This is a genomic window from Plantibacter sp. VKM Ac-2885, from assembly GCF_015351205.1.
GTDB classification, from domain to species: Bacteria; Actinomycetota; Actinomycetes; order Actinomycetales; family Microbacteriaceae; genus Plantibacter; species Plantibacter auratus.
The window spans coordinates 428,106-449,513 of the sequence record NZ_JADKSK010000002.1; the positions used below are offsets into that span (position 1 = coordinate 428,106).

General features: G+C 70.1%; 20 protein-coding genes. 7 read left to right on the top strand and 13 right to left on the bottom strand.

Translation table 11 applies throughout. The annotated features are described in order from the left end of the window. Positions 1–232 precede the first annotated feature (232 nt). The 4 genes from ITJ66_RS14590 to ITJ66_RS14605 form a co-directional block, all read right to left on the bottom strand. The gene (locus tag ITJ66_RS14590) at positions 233–1,603 is read right to left on the bottom strand and encodes a deoxyribodipyrimidine photo-lyase (RefSeq protein WP_194645091.1); all 1,371 of its coding nucleotides are present in this window, start codon (positions 1,601–1,603) and stop codon (positions 233–235) included. Between the two features lie 651 nt (positions 1,604–2,254). Then, complete coding sequence (locus ITJ66_RS14595) at positions 2,255–2,815, bottom strand: methylated-DNA--[protein]-cysteine S-methyltransferase (RefSeq protein ID WP_079706621.1); 561 nt, start codon at positions 2,813–2,815, stop codon at positions 2,255–2,257. Then, positions 2,812–4,314 carry a DNA-3-methyladenine glycosylase 2 gene (locus ITJ66_RS14600; RefSeq protein ID WP_228501936.1) on the bottom strand — a complete coding sequence of 501 codons (1,503 nt, stop codon included), beginning with the start codon at positions 4,312–4,314 and terminating at the stop codon, positions 2,812–2,814. Before ITJ66_RS14600 ends, ITJ66_RS14595 begins: the two co-directional genes overlap by 4 nt. Positions 4,315–4,403: 89 nt before the next feature. After that, complete coding sequence (locus ITJ66_RS14605; RefSeq protein ID WP_085513978.1) at positions 4,404–4,835, bottom strand: MarR family winged helix-turn-helix transcriptional regulator; 432 nt, start codon at positions 4,833–4,835, stop codon at positions 4,404–4,406. Positions 4,836–5,233: 398 nt separating this feature from the next. Here ITJ66_RS14605 and ITJ66_RS14610 point away from each other — a divergent pair, with 398 nt between their 5' ends. Continuing rightward, positions 5,234–8,911, top strand: a complete 3,678-nt coding sequence (locus tag ITJ66_RS14610; RefSeq protein WP_194645092.1) for an SdrD B-like domain-containing protein — start codon at positions 5,234–5,236, stop codon at positions 8,909–8,911. 61 nt (positions 8,912–8,972) lie between these two features. On the opposite strand, the gene ITJ66_RS14615 is transcribed toward ITJ66_RS14610, so the two are convergent. The 3 genes from ITJ66_RS14615 to ITJ66_RS14625 are packed head-to-tail and all read right to left on the bottom strand — an operon-like array spanning position 8,973 to position 10,523. Beyond that, positions 8,973–9,341: a hypothetical protein gene (locus ITJ66_RS14615; RefSeq protein WP_137243981.1), complete on the bottom strand. Its 369-nt coding sequence runs from the start codon at positions 9,339–9,341 to the stop codon at positions 8,973–8,975. After that, entirely contained in the window at positions 9,334–9,951 is a 618-nt protein-coding gene (locus ITJ66_RS14620; RefSeq protein WP_191941824.1) for an Asp23/Gls24 family envelope stress response protein, read from the bottom strand. Before ITJ66_RS14620 ends, ITJ66_RS14615 begins: the two co-directional genes overlap by 8 nt. Beyond that, positions 9,948–10,523, bottom strand: coding sequence for an RNA polymerase sigma factor (locus tag ITJ66_RS14625; RefSeq protein ID WP_229940005.1), 576 nt, complete (start codon positions 10,521–10,523; stop codon positions 9,948–9,950). Before ITJ66_RS14625 ends, ITJ66_RS14620 begins: the two co-directional genes overlap by 4 nt. A gap of 165 nt (positions 10,524–10,688) precedes the next feature. On the opposite strand from ITJ66_RS14625, the gene ITJ66_RS14630 reads away from it, so the two are divergent. Together ITJ66_RS14630 and ITJ66_RS14635 are read left to right on the top strand one after the other, a co-directional pair. Beyond that, positions 10,689–11,963 carry an AI-2E family transporter gene (locus ITJ66_RS14630; RefSeq protein ID WP_079706627.1) on the top strand — a complete coding sequence of 425 codons (1,275 nt, stop codon included), beginning with the start codon at positions 10,689–10,691 and terminating at the stop codon, positions 11,961–11,963. Then, positions 11,963–12,970: a DMT family transporter gene (locus tag ITJ66_RS14635; RefSeq protein WP_194645093.1), complete on the top strand. Its 1,008-nt coding sequence runs from the start codon at positions 11,963–11,965 to the stop codon at positions 12,968–12,970. The genes ITJ66_RS14630 and ITJ66_RS14635 overlap by 1 nt, the downstream gene beginning before the upstream one ends. Before the next feature lie 81 nt (positions 12,971–13,051). Here ITJ66_RS14635 and ITJ66_RS14640 read toward each other — a convergent pair whose 3' ends face one another. Both ITJ66_RS14640 and upp read right to left on the bottom strand, forming a co-directional pair. After that, complete coding sequence (locus tag ITJ66_RS14640; RefSeq protein ID WP_079706629.1) at positions 13,052–13,759, bottom strand: winged helix-turn-helix domain-containing protein; 708 nt, start codon at positions 13,757–13,759, stop codon at positions 13,052–13,054. Between the two features lie 502 nt (positions 13,760–14,261). After that, the gene (gene upp / locus ITJ66_RS14645; protein ID WP_079706630.1) at positions 14,262–14,894 is read right to left on the bottom strand and encodes a uracil phosphoribosyltransferase; all 633 of its coding nucleotides are present in this window, start codon (positions 14,892–14,894) and stop codon (positions 14,262–14,264) included. A 51-nt stretch (positions 14,895–14,945) separates the two neighbouring features. On the opposite strand from upp, the gene tadA reads away from it, so the two are divergent. The 3 genes from tadA to proC all read left to right on the top strand — a co-directional run bounded on the left by tadA (position 14,946) and on the right by proC (position 17,611). Continuing rightward, complete coding sequence (gene tadA, locus ITJ66_RS14650) at positions 14,946–15,422, top strand: tRNA adenosine(34) deaminase TadA (protein ID WP_228501937.1); 477 nt, start codon at positions 14,946–14,948, stop codon at positions 15,420–15,422. Positions 15,423–15,532: 110 nt separating this feature from the next. Next, positions 15,533–16,720, top strand: a complete 1,188-nt coding sequence (locus ITJ66_RS14655) for a MarP family serine protease (protein WP_191941821.1) — start codon at positions 15,533–15,535, stop codon at positions 16,718–16,720. A gap of 48 nt (positions 16,721–16,768) precedes the next feature. Next, positions 16,769–17,611, top strand: a complete 843-nt coding sequence (gene proC / locus ITJ66_RS14660; protein ID WP_194645094.1) for a pyrroline-5-carboxylate reductase — start codon at positions 16,769–16,771, stop codon at positions 17,609–17,611. A 16-nt stretch (positions 17,612–17,627) separates the two neighbouring features. Here the strand turns inward: proC and ITJ66_RS14665 are convergent, their stop codons facing one another. Both ITJ66_RS14665 and ITJ66_RS14670 read right to left on the bottom strand, forming a co-directional pair. Further along, positions 17,628–18,131, bottom strand: a complete 504-nt coding sequence (locus tag ITJ66_RS14665) for a GNAT family N-acetyltransferase (RefSeq protein ID WP_191941819.1) — start codon at positions 18,129–18,131, stop codon at positions 17,628–17,630. Continuing rightward, entirely contained in the window at positions 18,128–18,727 is a 600-nt protein-coding gene (locus ITJ66_RS14670; RefSeq protein WP_191941818.1) for a TetR/AcrR family transcriptional regulator, read from the bottom strand. Before ITJ66_RS14670 ends, ITJ66_RS14665 begins: the two co-directional genes overlap by 4 nt. A 63-nt stretch (positions 18,728–18,790) precedes the next feature. Between ITJ66_RS14670 and ITJ66_RS14675 the strand changes: the two genes are divergently transcribed. Next, a complete protein-coding gene (locus ITJ66_RS14675; RefSeq protein WP_194645095.1) occupies positions 18,791–19,249 on the top strand; it encodes a GNAT family N-acetyltransferase in 459 nt (152 codons plus the stop codon). Between the two features lie 7 nt (positions 19,250–19,256). Here the strand turns inward: ITJ66_RS14675 and ITJ66_RS14680 are convergent, their stop codons facing one another. Further along, positions 19,257–19,928 (bottom strand): TrkA family potassium uptake protein, encoded by a 672-nt coding sequence (locus ITJ66_RS14680; protein ID WP_056013885.1) that lies wholly within the window; start codon positions 19,926–19,928, stop codon positions 19,257–19,259. Beyond that, the gene (locus ITJ66_RS14685; RefSeq protein WP_079706637.1) at positions 19,921–21,363 is read right to left on the bottom strand and encodes a TrkH family potassium uptake protein; all 1,443 of its coding nucleotides are present in this window, start codon (positions 21,361–21,363) and stop codon (positions 19,921–19,923) included. Before ITJ66_RS14685 ends, ITJ66_RS14680 begins: the two co-directional genes overlap by 8 nt. Between the last annotated feature and the right edge of the window lie 45 nt (positions 21,364–21,408).

Genomic DNA, 21,408 nt, shown 5'->3' on the forward strand with positions numbered 1-21,408 from the left:
CGGTCCTTGAGCGCCCATCCCGGTCCTTGAGCGCCCATCCCGGTCCTTGAGCGCCCATCCCGGTCCTTGAGCGCCCATCCCGGTCCTTGAGCGCCCACCCCGGTCCCTGAGCGCCCACCCCGGTCCCTGAGCTTGTCGAAGGGTCGACTGTCTCAGGGGCCAATCCACCCGGTCACTGAGCCGAATCCCGGTCCCTGAGCCTGTCGAAGGGTCGAAGAACGACGGCCCGGAGCTACGCCCCCTTGACCTGCTCGTACGCCGCGAGCGCAGCCTGTCTCGTCTCGCCGAGGTCGACGATCGGCTCGGGGTAGTCGGGCGTCCCGAACTCGGGCACCCACCGCTTGATGTACGCGTCGTCGGCGTCGAAGCGTTCGCGCTGCCGTTCAGGGTTGAAGATCCGGAAGTAGGGCGAGGCGTCGAAGCCGCTGCCGGCAACCCACTGCCAGTTGAACGGGTTGGACGCCGGGTCGGCGTCGACGAGCGTGTCCCAGAACCAGTCCTCGCCGAGCTTCCAATGGATGAGCAGGTTCTTGGTGAGGAACGACGCCGTCACCATCCGGATCCGGTTATGCATGGTGCCCGTCGCCCAGAGCTCCCGCATGCCGGCGTCGACGAGCGGGATCCCGGTCCTCCCGGCGGTCCAGGCGTCGAAGGCGTCCTGGTCGACGTCCGGCCACGGGAACCGGTCGAAGGCCTGACGCCAGTTGCGCGTCGCGAGGTCGGGGAAGGCGAAGAGGCAGTGGTAGGCGAACTCGCGCCAGCCGAGCTCCTTGAGGAAGGTGGTGCCGTCGTCGCCGAGGTGCCGGCGGCCGTCGCGGGCGGCGTGCCAGATCTGCGGCGAGCTGATCTCGCCGAAGCGGAGGTGCGGGGAGAGTCCGGAGGTCGACGGCTGGGCCGGGAAGTCTCGGTCCTCCGCGTAGCCCGTGACGCCGTTGTCGAGGAACTCGGCGAGCCGCGCGTCGGCGCCGGCCTCGCCGGGCGTCCACTGCTCCCGGAGTCCGGCCGCCCAGTCCGGCTTCGTCGGGAGCAGGTTCCAGGAGCCGAGCTCGTCGCCCGAGGGCGGTTCGGCCAGGGCGGTCAGTTCGGTCGGCGCGGGGAGGGGGTGTCTCGGCGGGTTCGCCGCGTGCCGCTGGAGCGACGCCTTCCAGAACGGGGTGAACACCGAATACGGCTGTCCCTGTCCGGTGACGATCTCCCACGGCTCAGCGAGGAGGTTCGCGGCGAAGCTGCGCGTGTCGAGCCCGGCGTCCTTCAGCTCCGACTTGATCCCGGCGTCGATCTCGCGCTCGGCCGCGCCGTAGCGACGGTTCCACAGGACGGCGCCGGCACCCGTCGAGTGGGCGAGCTCGGGCACGATGGTCGCCGCACTCCCGGACCGCAGGAGCAGCGTGCCGCCGAGACCGCGGATGTCGTCGTCGAGCGCCTCGAGGCTGTGGTGCAACCACCAGCGGGACGCGCCGCCGAGCGGTCGCAGTTCTTCACTGTCGTCGAGGACGAACAGGCAGAGGACCGGGGCGCCGAGCTCGACCGCTGCGTGCAGCGCGGGGTTGTCCGCCAGGCGGAGGTCGTCACGGAACCATACGATCGTCGGGGCAGCAGCCATCCCGTCAGCCTACGCGGACGATCGAACCGGACCGGAGGGTTGACCGCACCCACCCGTTCCGGTCATCGAACTGTTCCGGTCTCTGTGCCATCCTCCGGTCACTGTGCCATCCTCCGGTCACTGAGCTTGTCGAAGTGCCCCGGTGTGACGCCGCCCTTCGACAGGCTCAGGGACCGTGGGCGGGTTCTCCCGGTCTGGACGGGTGCCCTCGTGCTCCGCTGTTTCCTCCTCCGGTCCCTGAGCCCCTCTTCCGGGCACTGAGCTTGTCGAAGTGCCCACGGGGAGGCGCCGCCCTTCGACAGGCTCAGGGACCGTGGGCGGGTTCTCCCGGTCTGGACGGGTGCCCTCGTGGTCCGGTGTCTCCTTCTCCGGGCACTGAGCTTGTCGAAGTGCCCCGGTGTGACGCAGCCCTTCGACAGGCTCAGGGACCGTGGGAGGGTTCTCCCCGTCTGGACGGGTGCCCTCGTGGTCCGGTGTTTCCTCCTCCGGTCCCTGAGCCCCTCTTCCGGGCACTGAGCTTGTCGAAGTGCCCACGGGGAGGCGCCGCCCTTCGACAGGCTCAGGGACCGTGGGCGGGTTCTCCCCGTCTGGACGGGTGCCCTCGTGGTCCGCTGTTTCCTCCTCCGGTCCCTGAGCCTGTCGAAGGGTCGCTCAGCTCAGCGCGGCCTCGCGGTCGAGCAACGACCGCTTGACGTCGAGTCCCCAAGCGAACCCGCCGAGCGTCCCGTCGGTCCGGAGGACGCGGTGACACGGGACGAACAGGGCGGGGGCGTTCGTCGCGCAGGCGCTCGCCGCAGCGCGGACCGCCGACGGCCGACCGCTCGCCGCGGCGAACTCCGTGTACGTCACCGGGTGTCCGGCAGCGATCGTCCGCAGCACCGTCCAGGCGTGCGTACGGAACGGGCCGCCGAACTGGGCGACGGGTACGAGGTCGATCGCCGCCAGGTCGCCGTCGTAGTACGCGCGGACGGCGTCCATCGCCGCGATCGTCCCCGCCACGGTCTCGCCGGGGCGGTCGGCGGGCCGGATCCGTTCGAGCATGACGCCGATGTCGTCGGACCACCCTGAGGAGAGCACCGCCCCGTCCTCCCGCGCGAGGATCGTGAAGGGGCCGTCCGGGGTGTCGACGGTCTGGCTGGTCGCGGTGAGCTGCGCGCCGGACGCCCGGCCGTCACCGCGGCGGGCGCTCGTGCTGGAGATGATGGTGGTCATGCTGCTGGACCTTTCTCGAGGGCTGACGGTGCGGCGGACGGCGCCGGAGTGGAGGTCGCCTTCCACAGGTGGAGGCAGAGGTAGGAGCGCCACGGGGCGAAAGCTTCCGCTTCCGCGGTGAGGCTGCGGGCGTCGGACGGCAAGCCGAGCCGGCCGGCACCGGTGCGGACGGCGACGTCGCCGGGCAGGAAGGCGTCGGGGTTGCCGAGCACCCGCATGCTGACGTAGTCGGCCGTCCACGGGCCGATCCCCTTCATGGCGAGCAGGCGGGTCCGGAGCTCGTCACGGTCGTCGCCGAAGCCGATCGTGAGTTCACCGGACACGAGTGCCCGCGCGACGCCGAGCAGGCTGTCGATCCGCGCCCGGGGCCCGACGAGGGCGGCCTCCCCGCCGTTCGCGATCTGCGTCGCCGTCGGGAAGAGCCGGTGCAGCCCGTGTCGTTCGGGGACCGTCGTGCTCACCTCGTCCGCGAGACGGCGGAGCTGGGTGCGCGCCGCGGCCACGGTGATCTGCTGGCCGACCATCGCCCGGACCAGCATCTCCTCCGGGTCGACCGCCCCGGGGAGTCGGATGCCGGGTGTGGCGGCGACCGAGGCAGCGAGACGCGGGTGCGTTGCGAGGACGGCGTCGGCGGAAGTCGGGTCGGCGTCGAGGTCGAAGAGCCGACGGACCCGCGAGACGAGCACCGGCAGGTCGGCGAGGTCCGTCACCTCGGCGGTGAGTCGGAGGTCGTCGCCGACCTGCCGGACCTCGAACCACGCCGTGCCGCCGGGGAGGGCGAGGAGCCGGGCGTAGTGGTCGGGGCCCGCGAGCTCGACGCCGTCCACCGCCCGTGGCGCGAGCCAGGCGAAGACGCCCGCTGCGTCGAACGGGCGGCGGAACGGCAGGGACAGGGTGATCGAGCCGGGGGCGTGTTCGCCGACCGTCCGGTGTTTCGCGCGCAGCTCGCCGGGGGTGAGCTCGAACACCTCCCGCATCGTGTCGTTGAACTGCCGGATGCTCGAGAACCCGGCGGCGAAGGCGATGTCACCGAAGGGGAGATCGGTGCCGGTCAGCAGCTGTCGAGCACCCTGGGCGCGGTGGGCCCGCGCGAGCGCGAGTGGACCCGCGCCCAGTTCGGAGCTGAGGATCCGCGTCAGATGCCGGCTCGAGTACCCGAGGCGCGAGGCGAGTCCCGGGACGCCCTCGCGTTCGACGACGCCATCTGCGATGAGGCGCATGCTGCGCGCGGCGACGTCGTTGCCGAGGTTCCAGGCGGGCGTCCCCGGGACCGCTTCAGGCAGGCACCGCTTGCATGCGCGGAAACCGGCCTCGTGCGCCGCAGCGCTCGTCGCGTAGAAGGTGACGTTCTCCGGCTTCGGGGTCCGAGCCGGGCAGGACGGGCGGCAGTAGATCCCCGTGGAGCTCACGGCCGTGATGAACTGCCCGTCGAAGCGCTGGTCGCGGGCTTGGATCGCGCGGTAGCGTTCGGCGAAGTCCATGCTCCGGGTGTCGTCCATGATCCGAGTCTGACATGCGCCACGGGGTCGGACGAGCGGAAATCGGACACGACAGTGGGGGCCGTGCGCGCCGGATCAGTCGGCGCGGCTCACGCTCCGCGGAGCTTGTCGCTGAGCGCCGCGAGGGTCGCCATCTCCTGTGGGCTGAGCGACGTGGTCACGCGTTCGGCGATCGTCGCACCGTGGGCGATGGCGACGGCGCGGTAGACGTCGTAGCCCGCGTCGGTCATGCGGACGAGGGTGCCGCGGCCGTCGTCCGGGTCGGGGCATTTGCCGACCAGCCCGCGCGCGACGAGCCGATCGACGAGGCGACTGATGCTCGGCTGCGAGAGCAGCACGCTCGAGTTGAGGTCGCGCAGACGGATGCGACGATCGGGCTCCCGCGACATCGTGTGCAGGACGTCGTACTCGTTGAGCGAGATGCCGTGGCTCGGGAAGTCGTGCGAGATGTGGCGCATCACGTCGACCTGCGCGCGGAACAGTGACTCCCACGCGGCGATCGCGAGTCGCCTCTCGTCCATACCTGCTCCCGCTGCCGTCCGACGATCCACCACCTGAATCTATCCTGGACGGCCGTCGAGCGGTGCGTCGAGGTGGGGTGGTTGCGCTCCGCATCGTCTCCGGACATGACGAGAGCCGGTCGCAGAGGCTACGACCGGCTCTCTTTCCCTTGCACCAAGAGTGTCCTGCAATCACATTCCGTCAGCTGCCACAGCAAAACAACTCACGTTCCAAAACCATATAACGGATCGGTAACGAGCGGTAGTTATCAGAACGTTATTTTTGCTGGGAGTTGTCCGAGTGCGCTACTCCGGCGGAGCGCGAGTGCACGGGTGTCGATGCCCCACTTCCCCACGTGTGTTTATTATGTTACGCTCTGAAATACCACCCGATCACACGTTATCGAGACGAGACCCCCATGTCCACACCGCACCGGCCCCGACGCCGGATCGTCACCGCCCACGCGGGCGCCATCGTCGCGCTCGCCGCGCTGCTGACCGGCACGGTCGCTTCGCCCGCGACAGCGTCCGGCATCCCTGCAACGGCACCGACGGACCCCGCGGCCGTCGAAGAGCCCACCGACAACGGCCCGGTCGACACCGACGAGCCATCCTCGGGCAGCGACCCCGACGACACCCCGCCGACGATCCCGCCGACCCCGCCGACCGAACCCGCCGCCACCCCCGACGCCGTGATCCCGAACGCCGACCTCGCGCTGCAGATCGTGCTCGCGGGCGTCGCCACCGGCACCGCCCCGTTCGACGCGGACGACGCCCCCGGCCACGACAGCAGCGCGACGAACGACGTCGTCCGCACGCACGACACGGTCACCTACCGCGTCGAGATCCAGCTCGACGGAGCCGCAGCCGGCGACCTCGTGACCGTTCGACAGACCCTCCCCGACGGCCTGCGCTGGCCGGTCGTCAGCGGGCTCCCCGCTTACTGCGGCGCCGGGTCGACCGTCAGCGACGACCGAAGCGCCCTCGAGTGCGTCATCCGCGGCGTCCTGCCGAACTCCGTCACCACCTACGACCTCGTCGCGACGGTAGAGAGCATGCCGAACGGTTCCGTGCTCACCTCCCCGGCGGGAGCACTCAGCGCGGCCGCGAACGACGTGGCCTCAGGCGCCCTCGCCGAGGACGCGACCGAGGTCCCCGCGACGACCGCGAGCAGCGGCCCGCGGGTGAACCTCGGGGTGCGCCCGCAACTGATCTCGACGACCGCCCAGCAGGACGGCCTCTCCGGGTTCCGCGTCCACTACGACGCGTATCTCGACCTGGCCGGCTACAACGCTGCAGGTGGGCTCGGCGCCCGCGGTCAGGCGAACGTGACCGAGGACGTCACGTTCGTGATCGACCTCGACGACGTGAGCCCGAACGCCCGTCTGTCGAACGAGACCGCCTGCACCGCAGGAGCCGCGGAGAGCCGGGTGTTCCCGAAGGTCCGCGGCGGTGGCGAGAACGCCGTCACGGACTCCGGTCGTTGGACCTGCCGGATCGACCCGGACGACGCACGACGCATCGTCGTGACCGTGTCGGGCGCCGACCTCAGCGCCGACCACATCCCGACGAAGACCGCCAACGGAGCCGCCATCCCGCTCCGTGGCTACCTCGCGCTCGGTCGCTTCGGTGTCTTCGTCCCGCGCGACGACGTGCCCGCCAACGGCTCGCTCAACACCCGCATCACGCTCCGCGACCTCGTCGCGACGGGCATCGACGCTGCCGGCGGGCCGATCGTGAACGCCGCTGAGCCGCTCGACGACAACAGCGCCACTGCGAACCTCGTCCGTCGGCCCGACGGCAGCCACGGCACCCGTTATATCGACGAGACCGCGAAGCTCATCCCGGTCCCTGGCCAGTTCCTCCCGGGCTCGGGTGACGGCGTCGTCGTCCCCGGCCAGCAGTACCGTGCGCTGACGATGTTCAACAACCGCGGCGGCACGGAGTTCACCGGCCAGGTGTTCTGCCAGGCCTTCGACACGAAGACACAGCATGCGGCCGTCGGTAGCGACGGGGTGCCCGCGCGCTCGCACGGCACCACGGACATCGTCATCGAGTACGGCACCCGGCCGACCGTCGACGTGGGGGCGGACGACGCGACCCGGTGGAAGCAGATGAACGACACGACCTGCAACGACGGCGACGACGTCTGGACGACCGACCCCTCGTCGATCGATGCTGAAGACATCACCAAGATCCGCTACCGGAGTGCGAACGGGGTCATCGCCATCGGCGCGTCCGTCATGGCCTCGCTCACCCTCGAGCTGAACGAGGGCGTTGCGGCCGGCACGCTCCTCGCCGAGAGCTACTCGCTCTACAGCCCGGAGCAGTATCCCGTTGATCGCGACACGAGCGCATGGTACGCGAAGGACGGCTGGTACCACAGCAAGTACGACCCTGCCGAACCGACGAACGAGGGCTACCCCCGTGGCGACCGCCTCATCGCGGCCAACGCCGTGATCGGCATCGGCAAGCGGGCGATCGAGCCGGCCGTGGACCCTGGTTCGCCGGCCCAACTGCTCGCGGGTGACCGCGTGCGGTTCGAGGTGACACCGCAGATCACGAGCGTGCCCGGCCAGGGGAACGCCGCTCGTGACGTCGTCGTCGTCGACCGACTGCCCGCCGGGCTCGTCTACGACCCGACGGAGGTGTCGCACGTGCCCGACTCGGTCGAGCTCGCCGAAGACGGCACCACCCTCCTCACCTGGAAGCTCGGACAGGTCGAGCGCGGTGCGGAGCCCGTCATCCGGTACTGGGCGACCTCGGATGCGACGCTCGTCGGCGACCTGGTCAACCAGGTGGTCGTCGCGAGCCCGGACGACCCGGGTTCGCTTGAGGAGGTCCCTGACGACGCCACGATGCAGGATGCGCACTACGGGCGCCAGACCGTGTCGCTTCGTGCGCCCGGTGGGCTCCGCGTGCAGAAGAGCGTCGAACAGCACGTCGTCGAGTCCGGCGACCGGATCGACTACCGCCTCGCCTACGCGAACATGAACGCCACCGGCGCTCAGGAGGACGTCGCACTGGTGGACGTCCTCCCGTTCGTCGGCGACACCCGCGGGTCGACCGCGGCCGGCGTCCTGGCCGACGAGATCGAGGCCGCCGACGGCGATCGGGTGCTCTACACCTCCGCCGATCCGGCCGCGGTGCAGGCCGCGTCCGCCATCGACGGGACGGACACCTCCCGGGGGCTCCCGGGCGGCTTCGAGTGGTGCACCGCCGACGACTTCGGCGCGGAAGCGTGTCCCGAATCGCTCGCCGACGTCACCGCGTTCCGCGTGGAGGTCGCCGAGCTCGACGCCCTCGAACGCCACGAGATCGCCGTCGAGCTCACGACGGACGGTGCAGTGTCCGGTGCGGAGTACCGGAACGACGCCACGGTGCGCTCGGCGTCGCAGACCCTCGGAGCCCGGTCGCCGCTCGTGGCGACGACCGTCGTCTCCTCGTCGATCGGCGAGCGCCTCTGGTGGGACCGTGACGGTGACGGACTCGACGACGACGGTACCGACGGACAGCCCGGCGACGGCGTGGCCGGTGTGCCGCTCCGGCTGGACGGCGTCGACAAGCACGGCGCCACCGTCTCCGCGGAGACCGAGACGGACGCCGACGGCCGATACCGCTTCAGCGGGCTCGTGTCGGGTGCGTACACCATCAGTGTCGACCTTCCTGAGGGCGCGGAGATCACCGGCTTCCGCGTCGGCGACGACGGCCTCGTCAACTCGGCGCTCGATCCACAGTCGTCCACCATGGAGGACATCGTCGTGGTCGACCCGTCGCCGACCGGCGCGGACGCGGTCGACCTCACCTGGAACGGCGGCATCGTCGAGGTGGAGCTGCCGGTGACCCCGCCGGTGACCGATCCCCAGGAGCCGACGGACCCGTCCGTTCCCTCGGAGCCGACGCCGACGCCGTCCGAGGCGCCGCAGGCGACACCGGAGCGTACGACCGGAGCGCAGGGTCCGCTGGCCACGACCGGCGTGCTCTGGCTCGACCAGGCGATGATCGCCGCGATGCTCCTGCTCGTGATCGGCGGGGCGGCACTCCTCGTCGTGCGTGCGCGTCGCGCCCGCAGTGACGCCGAGGAGTCGAACGGCTGAGTCGAGCAGCCACCGCACATCGAGCGCGCACGATCCCGAATCGGGACCGTGCGCGCTCGTGTCAGTCCTGGGAGCCGCTCGGGACGACGTCGATCACGCGGACGGTGATGGACGGAGCACCCTCGCCGGCGGACGAGGGGAGCCGCTCCGCGATGGCGCGGTGGACCGCCTGCGCGACGGCAGGGGAGGCCGCCTCCGCTGCCACGGAGATGTTGGCGTGGACGGTCAGGACGTCTCGGACGCGCTTGACGCTCACCCGTGCCTGCTGGTCGGGCGAGCCGAGCAGTGCGCCGACGCCCTCCTTCGCAGCCCGGAGCAGTGTGGGCTCGACGGCGGTCAACCCGTCGACGCCCGGTATCGCCAGGATCACGTCGTCCAGCGAGCTCGCGAGCGCTCCGAGGTCGTCGTCCGTCTCCGTCAGGTCATGCATCGTCCCCCACCTCTCCGATCTCGTCGGCCTCGAAGTGCAGGTCGTCGACGACGATGTCGAGTCCTGCCACGACGAGGTCCGTGTGTTGCCGGAGGCTGGCGGCGACCTCCTCGCGGAACAACGCAACCGTGTCGGCGACCGACTTGCCCCAACCGATGCTCACGGTGACGTGGAGCATGATCGGTTCGCCGACCACGGTGACGTCGCCCTCGAGCACGCAGCGACCCACGAGCACGCCGGGCGTGCGGTCGCCGGCACCGCGGACCAACCCGCGGACCGTGCCCTCCGTGATGACGAGCGCCGCGTCGTCGTCGGACGCGGCGAACGGGATGTCGCGTCCGGCCTTCGCCTCACGGCCGATGTTCTCCATGATCCCGCGGATCCAGTCCTGGTCGAGTGCGGTGACCGCCGCTTCGTCCGCCTCCCGCAATGGCGCGGCGAGCGAGCGGACCCGTCGCAGGGACCGGAGGATCCGCTGGCATTCGGGCGACTCGTCGATCGACGGGTCGGCCGGCAGCATGTCGCGTTCGAGGTAGTCCGTGAGGGCGTCGATGCCGTGCGCGCAACCGCCCGGTTCGCCCGGTCCGGAGCCCGGAATTTCGGTGTTCATCGCCACCCCTCCATGTCCTTGACCAGTGTCGCTCGAGCCCGTGCGAGACTCCCTCGGACGCTGGCGACGCTCTGCCCCAGCTGTTCGGCGATCTCCTCGTACGAGTATCCGCCGATCTCGCGGAGCACCCAAGCCTGGTGCTGTCCGTGCGGCAGTCTGTCGAGTGCTGCTGACAGTGCTCCCAGCTGCGACGACGCTTCGGCTCGCCGTTCGGGTCCGTCGCGCTCCGGGGCCTCGATGATGGCGTCGTCCGTCGACTCGGTGTCCTTGCGCTGCCGCATCAGGTCGATCGCCCGGCGGCTGACGATGCGCATCAACCAGCTCTTCACCATCGCGCCGTCCTCGAGCGTGTCGATCCGCTTCCAGGCGGAGATGAGCGCCTCCTGGACGACGTCGTCGCCGTCCGCCGAGGAGCGCGTGAGTCGCACGGCATACGCCTTCATCATCCGGCCGTAGCGCGTGATGAGCACCTGGAACGCGCGGGTGTCGCCGTCGACGCACCGTTCGACGAGGGTCCGGTCGGTCGCCTGCTCGAGGAGGCCGCCCGACCTGCGCACTGGATCGACACCCACCGCCTGCCACCTCTCTGTGCCGGCCGAGACAACTTCCGGCGGTTTCGTCACACCCGACCGTGACATCTGCGAGCCGGGCTCCGTCTCACTACTGTAGGCACAGAGCGGCGATCCATGTGAACGCCCCCAGCACCACGATCGCAACACCACCGAGGAGACCGCACGATGAAGACCCCCAAACTCCGGTTGCCCGGGTTCTCCTCCACCCCGGAGGAGCGCGAGGCCAGGCGCGCCAAGCACCAGGAGGCCAAGCAGGAGCGCGCCGCGAAGGCCGCAGCCTCCTCACCGCCGTCGGCCGCCGTGGTCGCGGCCCTCCAGCCTTCGGCTCCGAGCGTGCGTATCAACGCGTTCCGCATCGGCCTCGTCGGCGGTATCGGCGTGCTCGTCGCGCTCGTGATCGGCAGCATCGTCACGCAGCTGAGCACCACGCTCATCTACGTCGGCGTCGCACTGTTCATCGCGCTCGGCCTGGACCCGCTCGTCTCCTGGCTCGAGCAGAAGCTGCCGCGTGGCCTCGCCATCGCCGTCGTCTTCCTCGCCGTGATCGGCGCGTTCGTCGGCATCATCTTCGCCATCGTGCCCCTGCTCGTGACGCAGATCTCGAACTTCGTGAGCGACTACCCCCGGATCTCGCAGCAGTTCCTGAACAGCGACTTCGTCGCGTGGGTGCAGAACACGATCGGGAACACGCTCGACATCGACTCGGCGCTCAACGACGCGTTCTCCTTCCTCAAGGACCCCAACAACCTGCTGAACATCGGAGGCGGCATCGTCGCGGTCGGTGCGGGCGTCGCATCGGGCATCACCGGCTCGATCATCGTCCTCATCCTGACCCTGTACTTCCTCGCATCGCTGCGCTCGATGAAGGCCGTCACGTACCGCTTCCTCCCCGCCTACCGCCGTGAGGGCTTCGCGCAGGTGCTCGAGGAGATCACCCAGGCCGTCGGACGCTACGTCGTCGGGCAGGTCGGGCTCGCGCTCGTCAACGGTGTGCTGAGCTTCATCTTCCTCAGCATCATCGGAGCGCCCTTCCCGCCGCTGCTCGCCCTGCTGGCGTTCATCGGCTCGATGATCCCGCTCGTCGGCACGCTGAGCGCCTCGATCGTGAACAGCGCGCTCTGCCTCTTCGTCTCCCCGGTCACCGCGCTCATCGCGATCATCTACTACCTGATCTACATGCAGATCGAGGCGTACGTCCTGAGCCCGCGCATCATGAACAAGGCGGTCGCCGTCCCCGGCGCCCTCGTCGTCATCGCGGCCTTCGGTGGCGGTGCCCTCGGCGGCATCCTCGGCGCCCTCGTCGCGATCCCGGTCGCCGCGTCGATCATCATCATCGTGCAGAAGGTCGTCTTCCCGAGCCAGGACTCCAAGGTGGTGCCGGAGAACAAACTCGGTGACGCCGAGACGGCGGCCGTCGGCACGAGCGCGGCGGCGAAGTGATGGCGGCGACGTCGTTCCCGGTCCTCGCGGCCGGCGCCCTGCTGCTGTCGGGTACCGCGGGCGTCGTCGCGCAGTCCGCTCGGGCCGCGGTCGACCTCGACATCCCCACGATCAGCGTCACGCCGTACCAGGCGATCGGCATCCCGATCGCCCTCGTCGGCGCCTTCTTCCTGGCGGTGGGGACCCAGCTCCAGTCCCGGGGCGTCGGGAAGGTCGAGGCGGCCTCGTCGGCGTTCGGGTTGAAGCAGCTCCCGCAGCTGCTCGGTCGCCCGTCCTGGCTCATCGGCACCCTGCTGCTCGGCCTGGCCATCGTCTTCCAGCTCGTCGCGCTGGCCTTCGCACCGCTCATCGTCGTGCAGCCGCTCGGTGCGATCGCCCTCGTGATCACGGCGCTGTTGAACGCCAGGGTCACCCGGCTAAAGATCACCAAGGAGCAGACCCGCGCGATGGTGCTCTGCGTCGCCGGCATCGGCCTCTTCGTGATCGTCGCCGCGCTCTACGCGGTGGAGGAGCCGATCCGCCAGCCGCAGCTCATCATCATCCTCATCATGCTCGCGGTCGTGACGCTGGCGCTCGCCGGCGCGTACGCGCTGTGGCGCCGGAAGCTGCACACGGTGTTCTACGTGGTCGCGGCCGGCGTCCTGTACGGTTTCGTCGTGACCCTCGCGAAGGTCGTCATCAACCGGGTCATCACGCAGAACTTCGAGGGCCTCACCGTCGTCGGCATCATCGCGCTGCTCGTCGCGGCGGGACTCGGAGGGTTCTTCGTCCAGAAGGCCCACCAGAGCGGACAGCCCGACCTGGTGGTCGCGGGCCTCACCGTCGTCGACCCGCTCGTCGCCGTCGGCATCGGCATCGTCGTGCTCGGTGAGGCGGCCAGCGCTCCCTGGTTCGCGCTCGTGCTCTTCGTCGTCGCCGGCGCGATCGCCGTCTTCGGCGTGTGGAAGCTCGCGATGCGCCCGGTCCCGGCACCGGGCGAGAAGCCGAAGAAGCCGCGCGTCATCTGACGCAGGACGTCCGACGGGCCCGGCGAGTGGAACACTCGCTCACCGGGCCCGTCGTCTCGTCGGTGGGGCCGCCGAACCGGCTTAGAACAGGTCGGGCGACGGGGTGCTGGCGTAGCGGATGGAGACGTCCGCGTGGCGGTCGAAGCGGTAGCCGACACCGCGCACGGTGCGGACGATGTCCTCGTAGCGGCCGAGCTTGGCGCGCAGCCGACGCACGTGGACGTCGATGGTCCGCTCGTTCGGGACCTCTTCGTCGTCGCCGGCACGCCACAGCGATGAGATGAGCTCCGCGCGCTCGATCGTGCGTCCTTCGCGGAGGACGAGGTACTGGAGGAGCTCGAACTCCTTGTACGTGAGCGGCGCAGCTTCGTTGTCGAGGACGAGGCGCTTCCGGGAGATGTCGACGACGACACCGGCGTGCGCGCGGTCCTGCTCCTCCTCGTCGACCTCGTCGCGGTGGGCCGCGAGTGCCGAGGGGTCCTGGAGGGCGAGCCGGACGACGTCGAGGTCGCGTCCGCCGGCACCGCGGGGGGCGAGGGCGACGGCCGCGTGCGTCTCGGCCTCTGGAGCGAACTGGGCCGTCAGGGCCTTGATGGCCTCGACGATCTCACCGAGGCTCGTGCCGGCGGCCGCCGCCTTCGCCTCGTCGAGACCGACGTAGAGGACGAAGCCTCGGGCTTCAGGGCCGGCTGGAACGGCGCGGACGTGCGGGGTCGCGGCCCGAGGCGCGTCCTCGACGGCGGTGAGCTGGCGGGTGGGGCGGGTGGTCTGAACGGCTGCAAGAGACATGAGTGCGAGGTCCTCGGGAGTGATGATGCTACGACGGATCGTGCGCGGTGCGCTCGGGGTGATCCCGCCTGCCGGTGGGCAGTTGCGGTCCCGCGATCCGGGAAGTGGCGCGTCGGCCGGGTACGGACGGGGTACGTCCGGGAGTCGGCTCACCTGGTGGGGGAGCGGCGGACTCGGAGGTGCTGGGGGCAGTGGAGCGGATCCGTGTGGATCGCTACCGGTGCTGGAGGAGTCGGATCAGCGACACATTCGACAGCACATGACAGCGCGGCCGGGCATCATCATGCCGGCGTTCCCAGGGGCCTCGAAGGAGGTCGGGGTGGGCGCGTTGGTCGTCATAGTCCGCAATACAACAGGAATCCCCCGGATCCTGTCAAGTGCGAGCGGAAGATGACGTTCTGTTACTCGGGGATTGTCAGCTGGCGGCACAACTGAGATGAGGCGGATCGTCGTCCATCGCGGGGATGGACGACGATCCGCCTCATGTCGGCGGGAGCCGGGGTCAGACGACGCCGTAGAGGCGGTCGCCGGCGTCGCCGAGCCCGGGGACGATGTACCCGTTCTCGTCGAGCTTCTCGTCGAGGGCGCCCAGGACGATGGTGACGTCCTTGCCGGCCGTCTCGGCCTCGAGGCGTTCGAGACCCTCGGGGGCGGCGAGCAGGCAGATGGCGGTGACGTGCATCGCGCCACGCTTGAAGAGGAAGTCGATGGCCGCCGCGAGCGAGCCACCGGTCGCGAGCATCGGGTCGAGCACGAAGCACTGGCGGTCGGACAGGTCGTCGGGGAGACGCTCCGCGTACGTGGTGGGTTCGAGGGTCTCCTCGTTGCGCACCATGCCGAGGAAGCCGACCTCGGCGGTGGGGAGCAGCTTCACCATGCCCTCGAGCATGCCGAGGCCGGCCCGCAGGATCGGGACCACGAGCGGACGCGGCTCGCTGATCTTGACGCCGACCGTCTCGGTCACCGGCGTCTGGATGGTGATCTCCTCGACCGTGACACCGCGCGTCGCCTCGTAGGCGAGCAGCGTGACGAGCTCCTCGGTGAGGGCACGGAACACCGGTGACGGTGTCGTCTTGTCGCGGAGCACCGTGAGCTTGTGGGTGATGAGGGGGTGGTCGGCTACGTGCACTCGCATACGATCAATCTAGTCGCTCGCGCGGCGACCAGGATTTCGGGGAGATGACGGATGCACGCACCGGCCGAGTTCGCCGCGTGGATGGACCTCGCCATCGCCGAGGCCGAGGCGGCCCTGGCCAGCGACGACGTCCCGGTGGGCGCGGTGCTCGTCGCCCCGGACGGCACGGTCGTCTCCGTCGGGCGCAACGAGCGCGAGCTGCACACCGATCCGACCGCCCACGCCGAGGTGGTCGCCATCCGCACCGCCGCGGCCGCGCTGGCCGACTGGCACCTCACGGAGCTGACGCTCGTCGTCACGCTCGAACCCTGCGTGATGTGCGCCGGCGCGATCCTCGCCGCCCGGATCCCGCGGGTCGTCTTCGGGGCCTGGGACGAGAAGGCCGGTGCGGTCGGTTCCGTCTACGACGTCCTGCGCGACCGGCGACTGCAGCACCGTGTCGAGGTCTACGCGGGCGTGGAGGCCGAGCGCTGCTCGACGCTCCTCACCGACTTCTTCCGGGGCACGGGCGGCGTCGGAGCCCCCTGAGGGCGCACACGGCCCCGGATGCCCCGCGCTTCGACAGGATCGGTGACCGGATGCGGCTGCTCCCAGCACTTCCGGAGCCCGTTGTCGGCGGGTGATGGCAGGATCGCAGGATGCAACCCGGCGTGATCCTCGACATCATCCTCGTCGTCGTCCTGATCGGCTTCCTGATCCGCGGGTGGCGTGCGGGGCTCCTCGGGAGCCTCGGCGGGCTCGTCGGGCTGGCGGCCGGTGGGGTCGGCGCCTTCTTCGCGATCCCGCTCGTCGCCTCGTGGGTGCCGGACGCGGCGTGGCGTGGCTGGGCGGCGGTCGCGGCGGCGGTGGTCGTCCTCGCCGTCGGCTACACGATCGGCGCGTTCATCGGCGGGGCCATCGGCTCCGTCGTGCGCAAGACCCCGTTGCGCGGTCTGGAACGGCTGCTCGGCGCCGCCCTCAACCTCGTCGTCACCGCGCTCGTCCTCGTGACCGCGGCACTCGGTGTCGGATCCCTCGGCATCCCGCTGCTCGCCCAGGCGGTCGGGTCGTCCGCGGTGATCGGCACGATCGACCGCGTCACGCCCGTGCAGGTGAAGAGCACGCTCGCGCAGCTTCGCTCCACGGTGGTCGACGGTGGGGCCCAACGCGTCATCGAGGCCTTCGGTGGAACCGCGGAGGTCCCCGCCGCCCCGCAGCTCGACACCTCGACGCCGGCGCTACAGACGGCCTCCGCGTCCGTGGTGCGCATCAGCGGCACGGCCGAGTCCTGCTCGCGGAGCCTCACCGGAAGCGGCTTCGTCTTCGCGGACGACCTGGTCATGACGAACGCGCACGTCCTCGCCGGCGTGACGAACCCGGTCGTCGAGGTCCCGGGGGCCATGCCCAGGGAAGGACGGATCGTCTACTTCGACCCGGTCGACGACCTCGCCGTCATTCGCGTCGACGACCTCGGCGCCCGATCGCTGCCGCTCGCACCGAACCCGGCTCCCGGATCGAACGCCGTCGTCGCCGGGTATCCGTTCGGCGGCCCGTACACGGCCGGTGGCGCGCAGGTCATCGTGGTGGGGCCGAGCCTCGTCGCCGACATCAGCGGGAACAACCCGACGAGCCGTCAGGTCGTGACGCTGTCCGGGACGGTGCAGCCGGGCAACTCCGGTGGCCCGCTCCTCACCGAGTCCGGTGAGGTGGCCGGCGTGATCTTCGCCCGCGACGCGAACTCCGCGCCGGTCGGCTACGCGCTCGCGATGGACGAGGTCCTGCCCGTCGTCGCGCTCGCCGGATCACTGCAGTCCGCGGTCCCGTCGGGCGCCTGCCTCGCCGATTGACCCGGCCGCGTACCTGCCGCCGAGCATGCAGGTGCCTAGACTCGCAGGGTGAGTGAAACGATCAGCCTGCCCAGCATCGCCATCCTCGGAGCCGGTTCGATGGGAGGGGCCGTCCTCCGCGGTCTCGTCCAGCCGGGTGTCGAGGTCGACGGTGGCATCACGGTGACGAACCGGACCATCGCCAAGGCGGAGGCTCTCGCCGAGCTGCCCGGCGTCACCTCGATCGCCCTCGAGCAGGACGCCGACGGCAACCGTCGGGCGGCAGCCGCGGCGAAGATCGTCCTCATCGGCGTGAAGCCCTACCTGGTCGCCGACCTCCTCGCCGAGATCGCCGACGCGCTGCAGCCGGGCACGATCGTCGTGAGCCTCGCCGCCGGCATCCGCGGTGCGGCCTTCGAGGCCGCCCTGCCGGAGTCGGTATCGGTCCTCCGCTCCATGCCGAACACCCCGTCCTACGTCGGGCTCGGCGTCACCGGGCTCGCGCCGGGTACCCGGTCGAGCGAGGACGACCTCGCCGTCGTCACCGCGCTCTTCGAGACCGTCGGTCAGGTGGTCGTCATCCCCGAGTCGAAGATCGACGCCCTCAGCGCCATCTCCGGTTCCGGTCCGGCGTACGTCTACTACCTCATCGAGGAACTGACCCGTACGGCGATCGGCCTCGGGTTCACCCCCGAGCAGGCGTCCGTCATGGTCAACGGAACCTTCCGTGGCGCGACGGAACTCCTCGCGACGACGGGCGAGAGCGCCGAGCAGCTGCGCATCAACGTCACGAGCCCCAAGGGGACGACGGAGCGGGCGCTCGCCGTGCTCGCCGAGGCGGGCTTCAGCGAGACCTTCGACCGTGCTGCGGCAGCCGCCATCGCCCGCGCCGAGGAGCTGTCGGCGTCCTGACCCGCCGGCGACCGGATCAGTCGAAGGACCGCACGAAGCAGTCGAGGCCGGGTCTGTCGTCCCAGGAAGCGACCGCCACGAAGCCGGACCGCCGGTAGAGCGCGATCGCGGCGGAGCGCCAGTGCCACACGGAGAGACGCACGGCGTCGTCGCCCCGCAGCCGCGAGACGGTCGTGGCGGCCTCGAGCAGGGTTCCGGCCACGCCCCTGCGACGAGCGTCGGGGGCGACCCAGAGTCGCTTGAGCTCCGGCGACGGGCCGTCCGTCAGGACGACGCAGCCGAGCACCCGGTCGTCCTCGACGGCCAGGAGGATCTCCTCGGAGGCGAAGGCGGTGCTCGGGTCCGCGATCTCGACCCGGTAGCGGTCGGGAAGGGTGATCATCGGAGCGGGATCCTCCGGACGCGGTCCTCGGCCGAGGAGCTTCTCGTGCTCGGTCCGGCGGTGGTACTCCTCGAGGAGCTCGGCGAACCGCTCCCGGTGATGAGCCGGAGCATCCGCCCACCGCTCCACGACCATCATGCGTGGCTTGTCCCGTCGAGCCCGAGGACGAGCAGCAGCCGGTCCAGCGCGGCGAGCTGGGCCGCGGCGTCGTAGTGGTCGTCGTCGGCCGTGCTCAGGGTGCTGACGCCCTCGATGAATCCGACGACGACGGTGGCCGTCGCGGCGACCTCGGCCTCGGTGAGCTCGGGGCGGATCTCGGCCACGAGGCGGCGGGTGCGGGCGACGAACACGCCATGACCCGAACGGTGCCGTTCGGCCAGGACCTCGTCATCGAGCGCCGCCGCGAGGTAGCCGAGCCAGACCCGGGCCTCCTGGCGCGTCTCGTCCGTGAGGGACAGGGCCTGCCGGAGGACGGCGCGCAGAGCGTCACGCGGGGTCTCGGCTGTGGCTTCGAGCGCCTCGGTCCGCGCAGCCGTCCGCTCGTGGAGCAGATCGCGAGCGTGCAGCAGCAGCGCGCGCTTGTCGGGGAAGCGATGGAGGACGAGGCCCGTCGTGCACCCGGCCCGCTCCGCGACCGCGCGGAGGGTCAACCCGTGCGGACCGTGCTCGCCCAGGACCTCCCAGACCGCGTGCGAGATCCGCGCCTGGGCCGTTGGGTCCTTGGTTCTTACCATGTCGTGATCACCTCGGAACCGATGTTACCGTAATGCTTGTTACGGAATGACTGGAGGACACGCATGACGATCAGGATCAGCCGGGTGGCCTGGGACGATGAGGCGGGAACCGTGCTGCGGGCCGCCCAACGCCGCGAACTCGACGCGCGCTACGGGAGCGACGATCACGAACCCGGCACACCGCCGACCGCAGCCGACATCACGCTCTTCCTGCTGGCCAGCGACGTCGACGACACCCCGCTGGGCTGCGGCGGCCTGCGGATGCTCGGCGAGGACCAGGCGGAGATCAAACGCATGTTCGTCGTGCAGCAGGCCCGGGGGACCGGCGTCGCCACCGCGCTCCTGCGGGCACTGGAGGACGAAGCGCGGTCGCTGGGTCTCGGTGAGCTCCTCCTCGAGACCGGCACGGAGCAGCCGGACGCGATGCGCTTCTACGAGCGCGAGGGGTACCAACCGATCGAGGCGTTCGGGCCGTACGTCGACGAGCCGCAGTCGCGCTGCTACGCGCGTAGCCTCACCTGAGGAGGCTTCAGCCCTCGAGTGAGGCGAAGCGTTCGATGTCGGCCGACGTGCCGGAGACGATGATGAGGTCGTGGTTCGACACGACGGTGTCGGCGGTCGCGTACGTGAAGGGCTTCCCCGGTGACTTCACCCCGACGACCGTGATCCGGTACTTCGTCCGGACGCCCGACTCCGTCAGGTTCAGCCCGCGGATGGGCTTCGGCGGGTACATCTTGACGAGCGCGAAGTCGTCGTCGAACTGGATGAAGTCGAGCATGCGGCCCGACACGAGGTGCGCGACGCGTTCGCCGGCCTCGCGCTCGGGGTAGATGACGTGGCTCGCCCCCACCCGGGCGAGGATCTTGCCGTGAGACTGCGAGACGGCCTTGGCCCAGATCTGCGGGATCTTGAGGTCGACGAGGTTGGCGGTGATGAGCACGCTCGCCTCGATGGAGGATCCGACCGCGACGACCGCGACCGAGAAGTCCTGCGCACCGATCTGCCGGAGCGCCTCGATGTTCTTCGCGTCGGCCTGCACGGTGTGGGTGACCCGGTCGGACCACTTCTGCACGAGGTCGGAGTTGTCGTCGATCGCCAGCACCTCGCGGTCGAGTCGGTCGAGTTCGCCGGCGCAGGCCGCACCGAACCGACCGAGTCCGATGACGAGGACCGGGGCGTCGTGCTTGATGCGGTCAACCAACGATGGGCCTCTCTTCGGGTCGTTTGAACAGCTGGCCGCTCTGACTCGCGGCCACGGCTGCAGCGAGTGTCACTGTACCAACGCGGCCCAGGAACATGGTGACGGCGAGGACGTACACCCCGGCGTCGGGCAGGTCCGCGACGAGGCCGGTGCTCAGCCCCACGGTCGCGAAGGCGGAGATGACGTCGAACAGCACGTGGTCGAGCGGAGCCTTCGTCATCTGCAGGATGACGATCGTCGACAGGGCGACGATCGTCGCACCCCAGAGGACGACGCTCACCGCGACGCGGAGCACGTCCTGCGGGATCCGGCGGCGGAAGACCTCCACGCCCTCGCGTCCGCGGGCCTCGGCGAACGCCGCCAGGAACAGGACGGCGAGCGTCGTGACCTTGATCCCGCCGGCGGTCGAGGCGGAACCACCGCCGATGAACATGAGCATGTCGGCGACGAGCAGGGTCGAGCCGTTGAGGTCGCCGATGTCCACGGTGGAGAAGCCGCCCGACCGCGTCATGGCCGACAGGAAGAACCCCTGGAAGATCGTGTCCCAGAGGTTCCACTTGTTCCAGGTCTCGGGGTTGTTGAACTCGAGCAGGATGAAGGCGAGCGCCCCGGCGAAGAACAGGATGATCGTCGTGACGAGCGTGAGCTTGACGTGCAGCGACCAACGGCTCGGCCGACGGAAGTTGCGGCTCAGTGCGTAGATGACCGGGAAGCCGATGCTGCCGAGGAAGACCCCGAGCATGAGGATGCTGAGGAACCAGTAGTCGTTCTCGAAGGCCGCGAGCCCCTCGGCGTTCGGCGTGAAGCCGGTGTTGGTGAAGGCCATGGCCGCGTAGTAGACGCTGTTCCAGGCGGCGTCCCAGGGGTTGATGCCGTCGAGCAGCATGCGAGGGAAGAGCAGGACCGCCAGGGCCGCCTCGATCACGAGGGCGCTGACGGCGACGGTGACGAGCAGGTTGCCGATCTCCCCGAGGCGGACCGCCTGACCCTCGGCGACGGGGCCGTGGTGCGACCGCAGGGGGTTCGTGTCGCTCGCCGCCATGAGCTTCTGGCGGAGCCCGAGTCGTCGGGCGATCACGAACCCGAGGATCGAGGCCAGGGTCAGGACGCCGAGCGCGCCGATCTGGACGCCGATGAACACGAGTACGTGACCGAAGAGCGACCAGTGCGTGGCCATGTCGACGGTCGAGAGCCCGGTGACGCAGATGACGGAGACGGCGGTGAAGAGGGCGTCGGCGATCGGGGTCACCTGGCGGTCGGCGCTCGCGATGGGGAGCGAGAACAGCATCGTGAAGACGAAGATCAGGAAGCTGAACACGAGGATGGCGAACCGCGAGGTCGACTTCGCGGCGAAGTCGCTGACGGCCTCCCTGACCCTCGCGAGTCCGTGTCGGACGGTGATCGAGGGACGACGCCCCATGGCATTGCCGCTCATCTGACCCCTCAACACCTCAGGACTGCGCCGGAGGCAATGGTACTC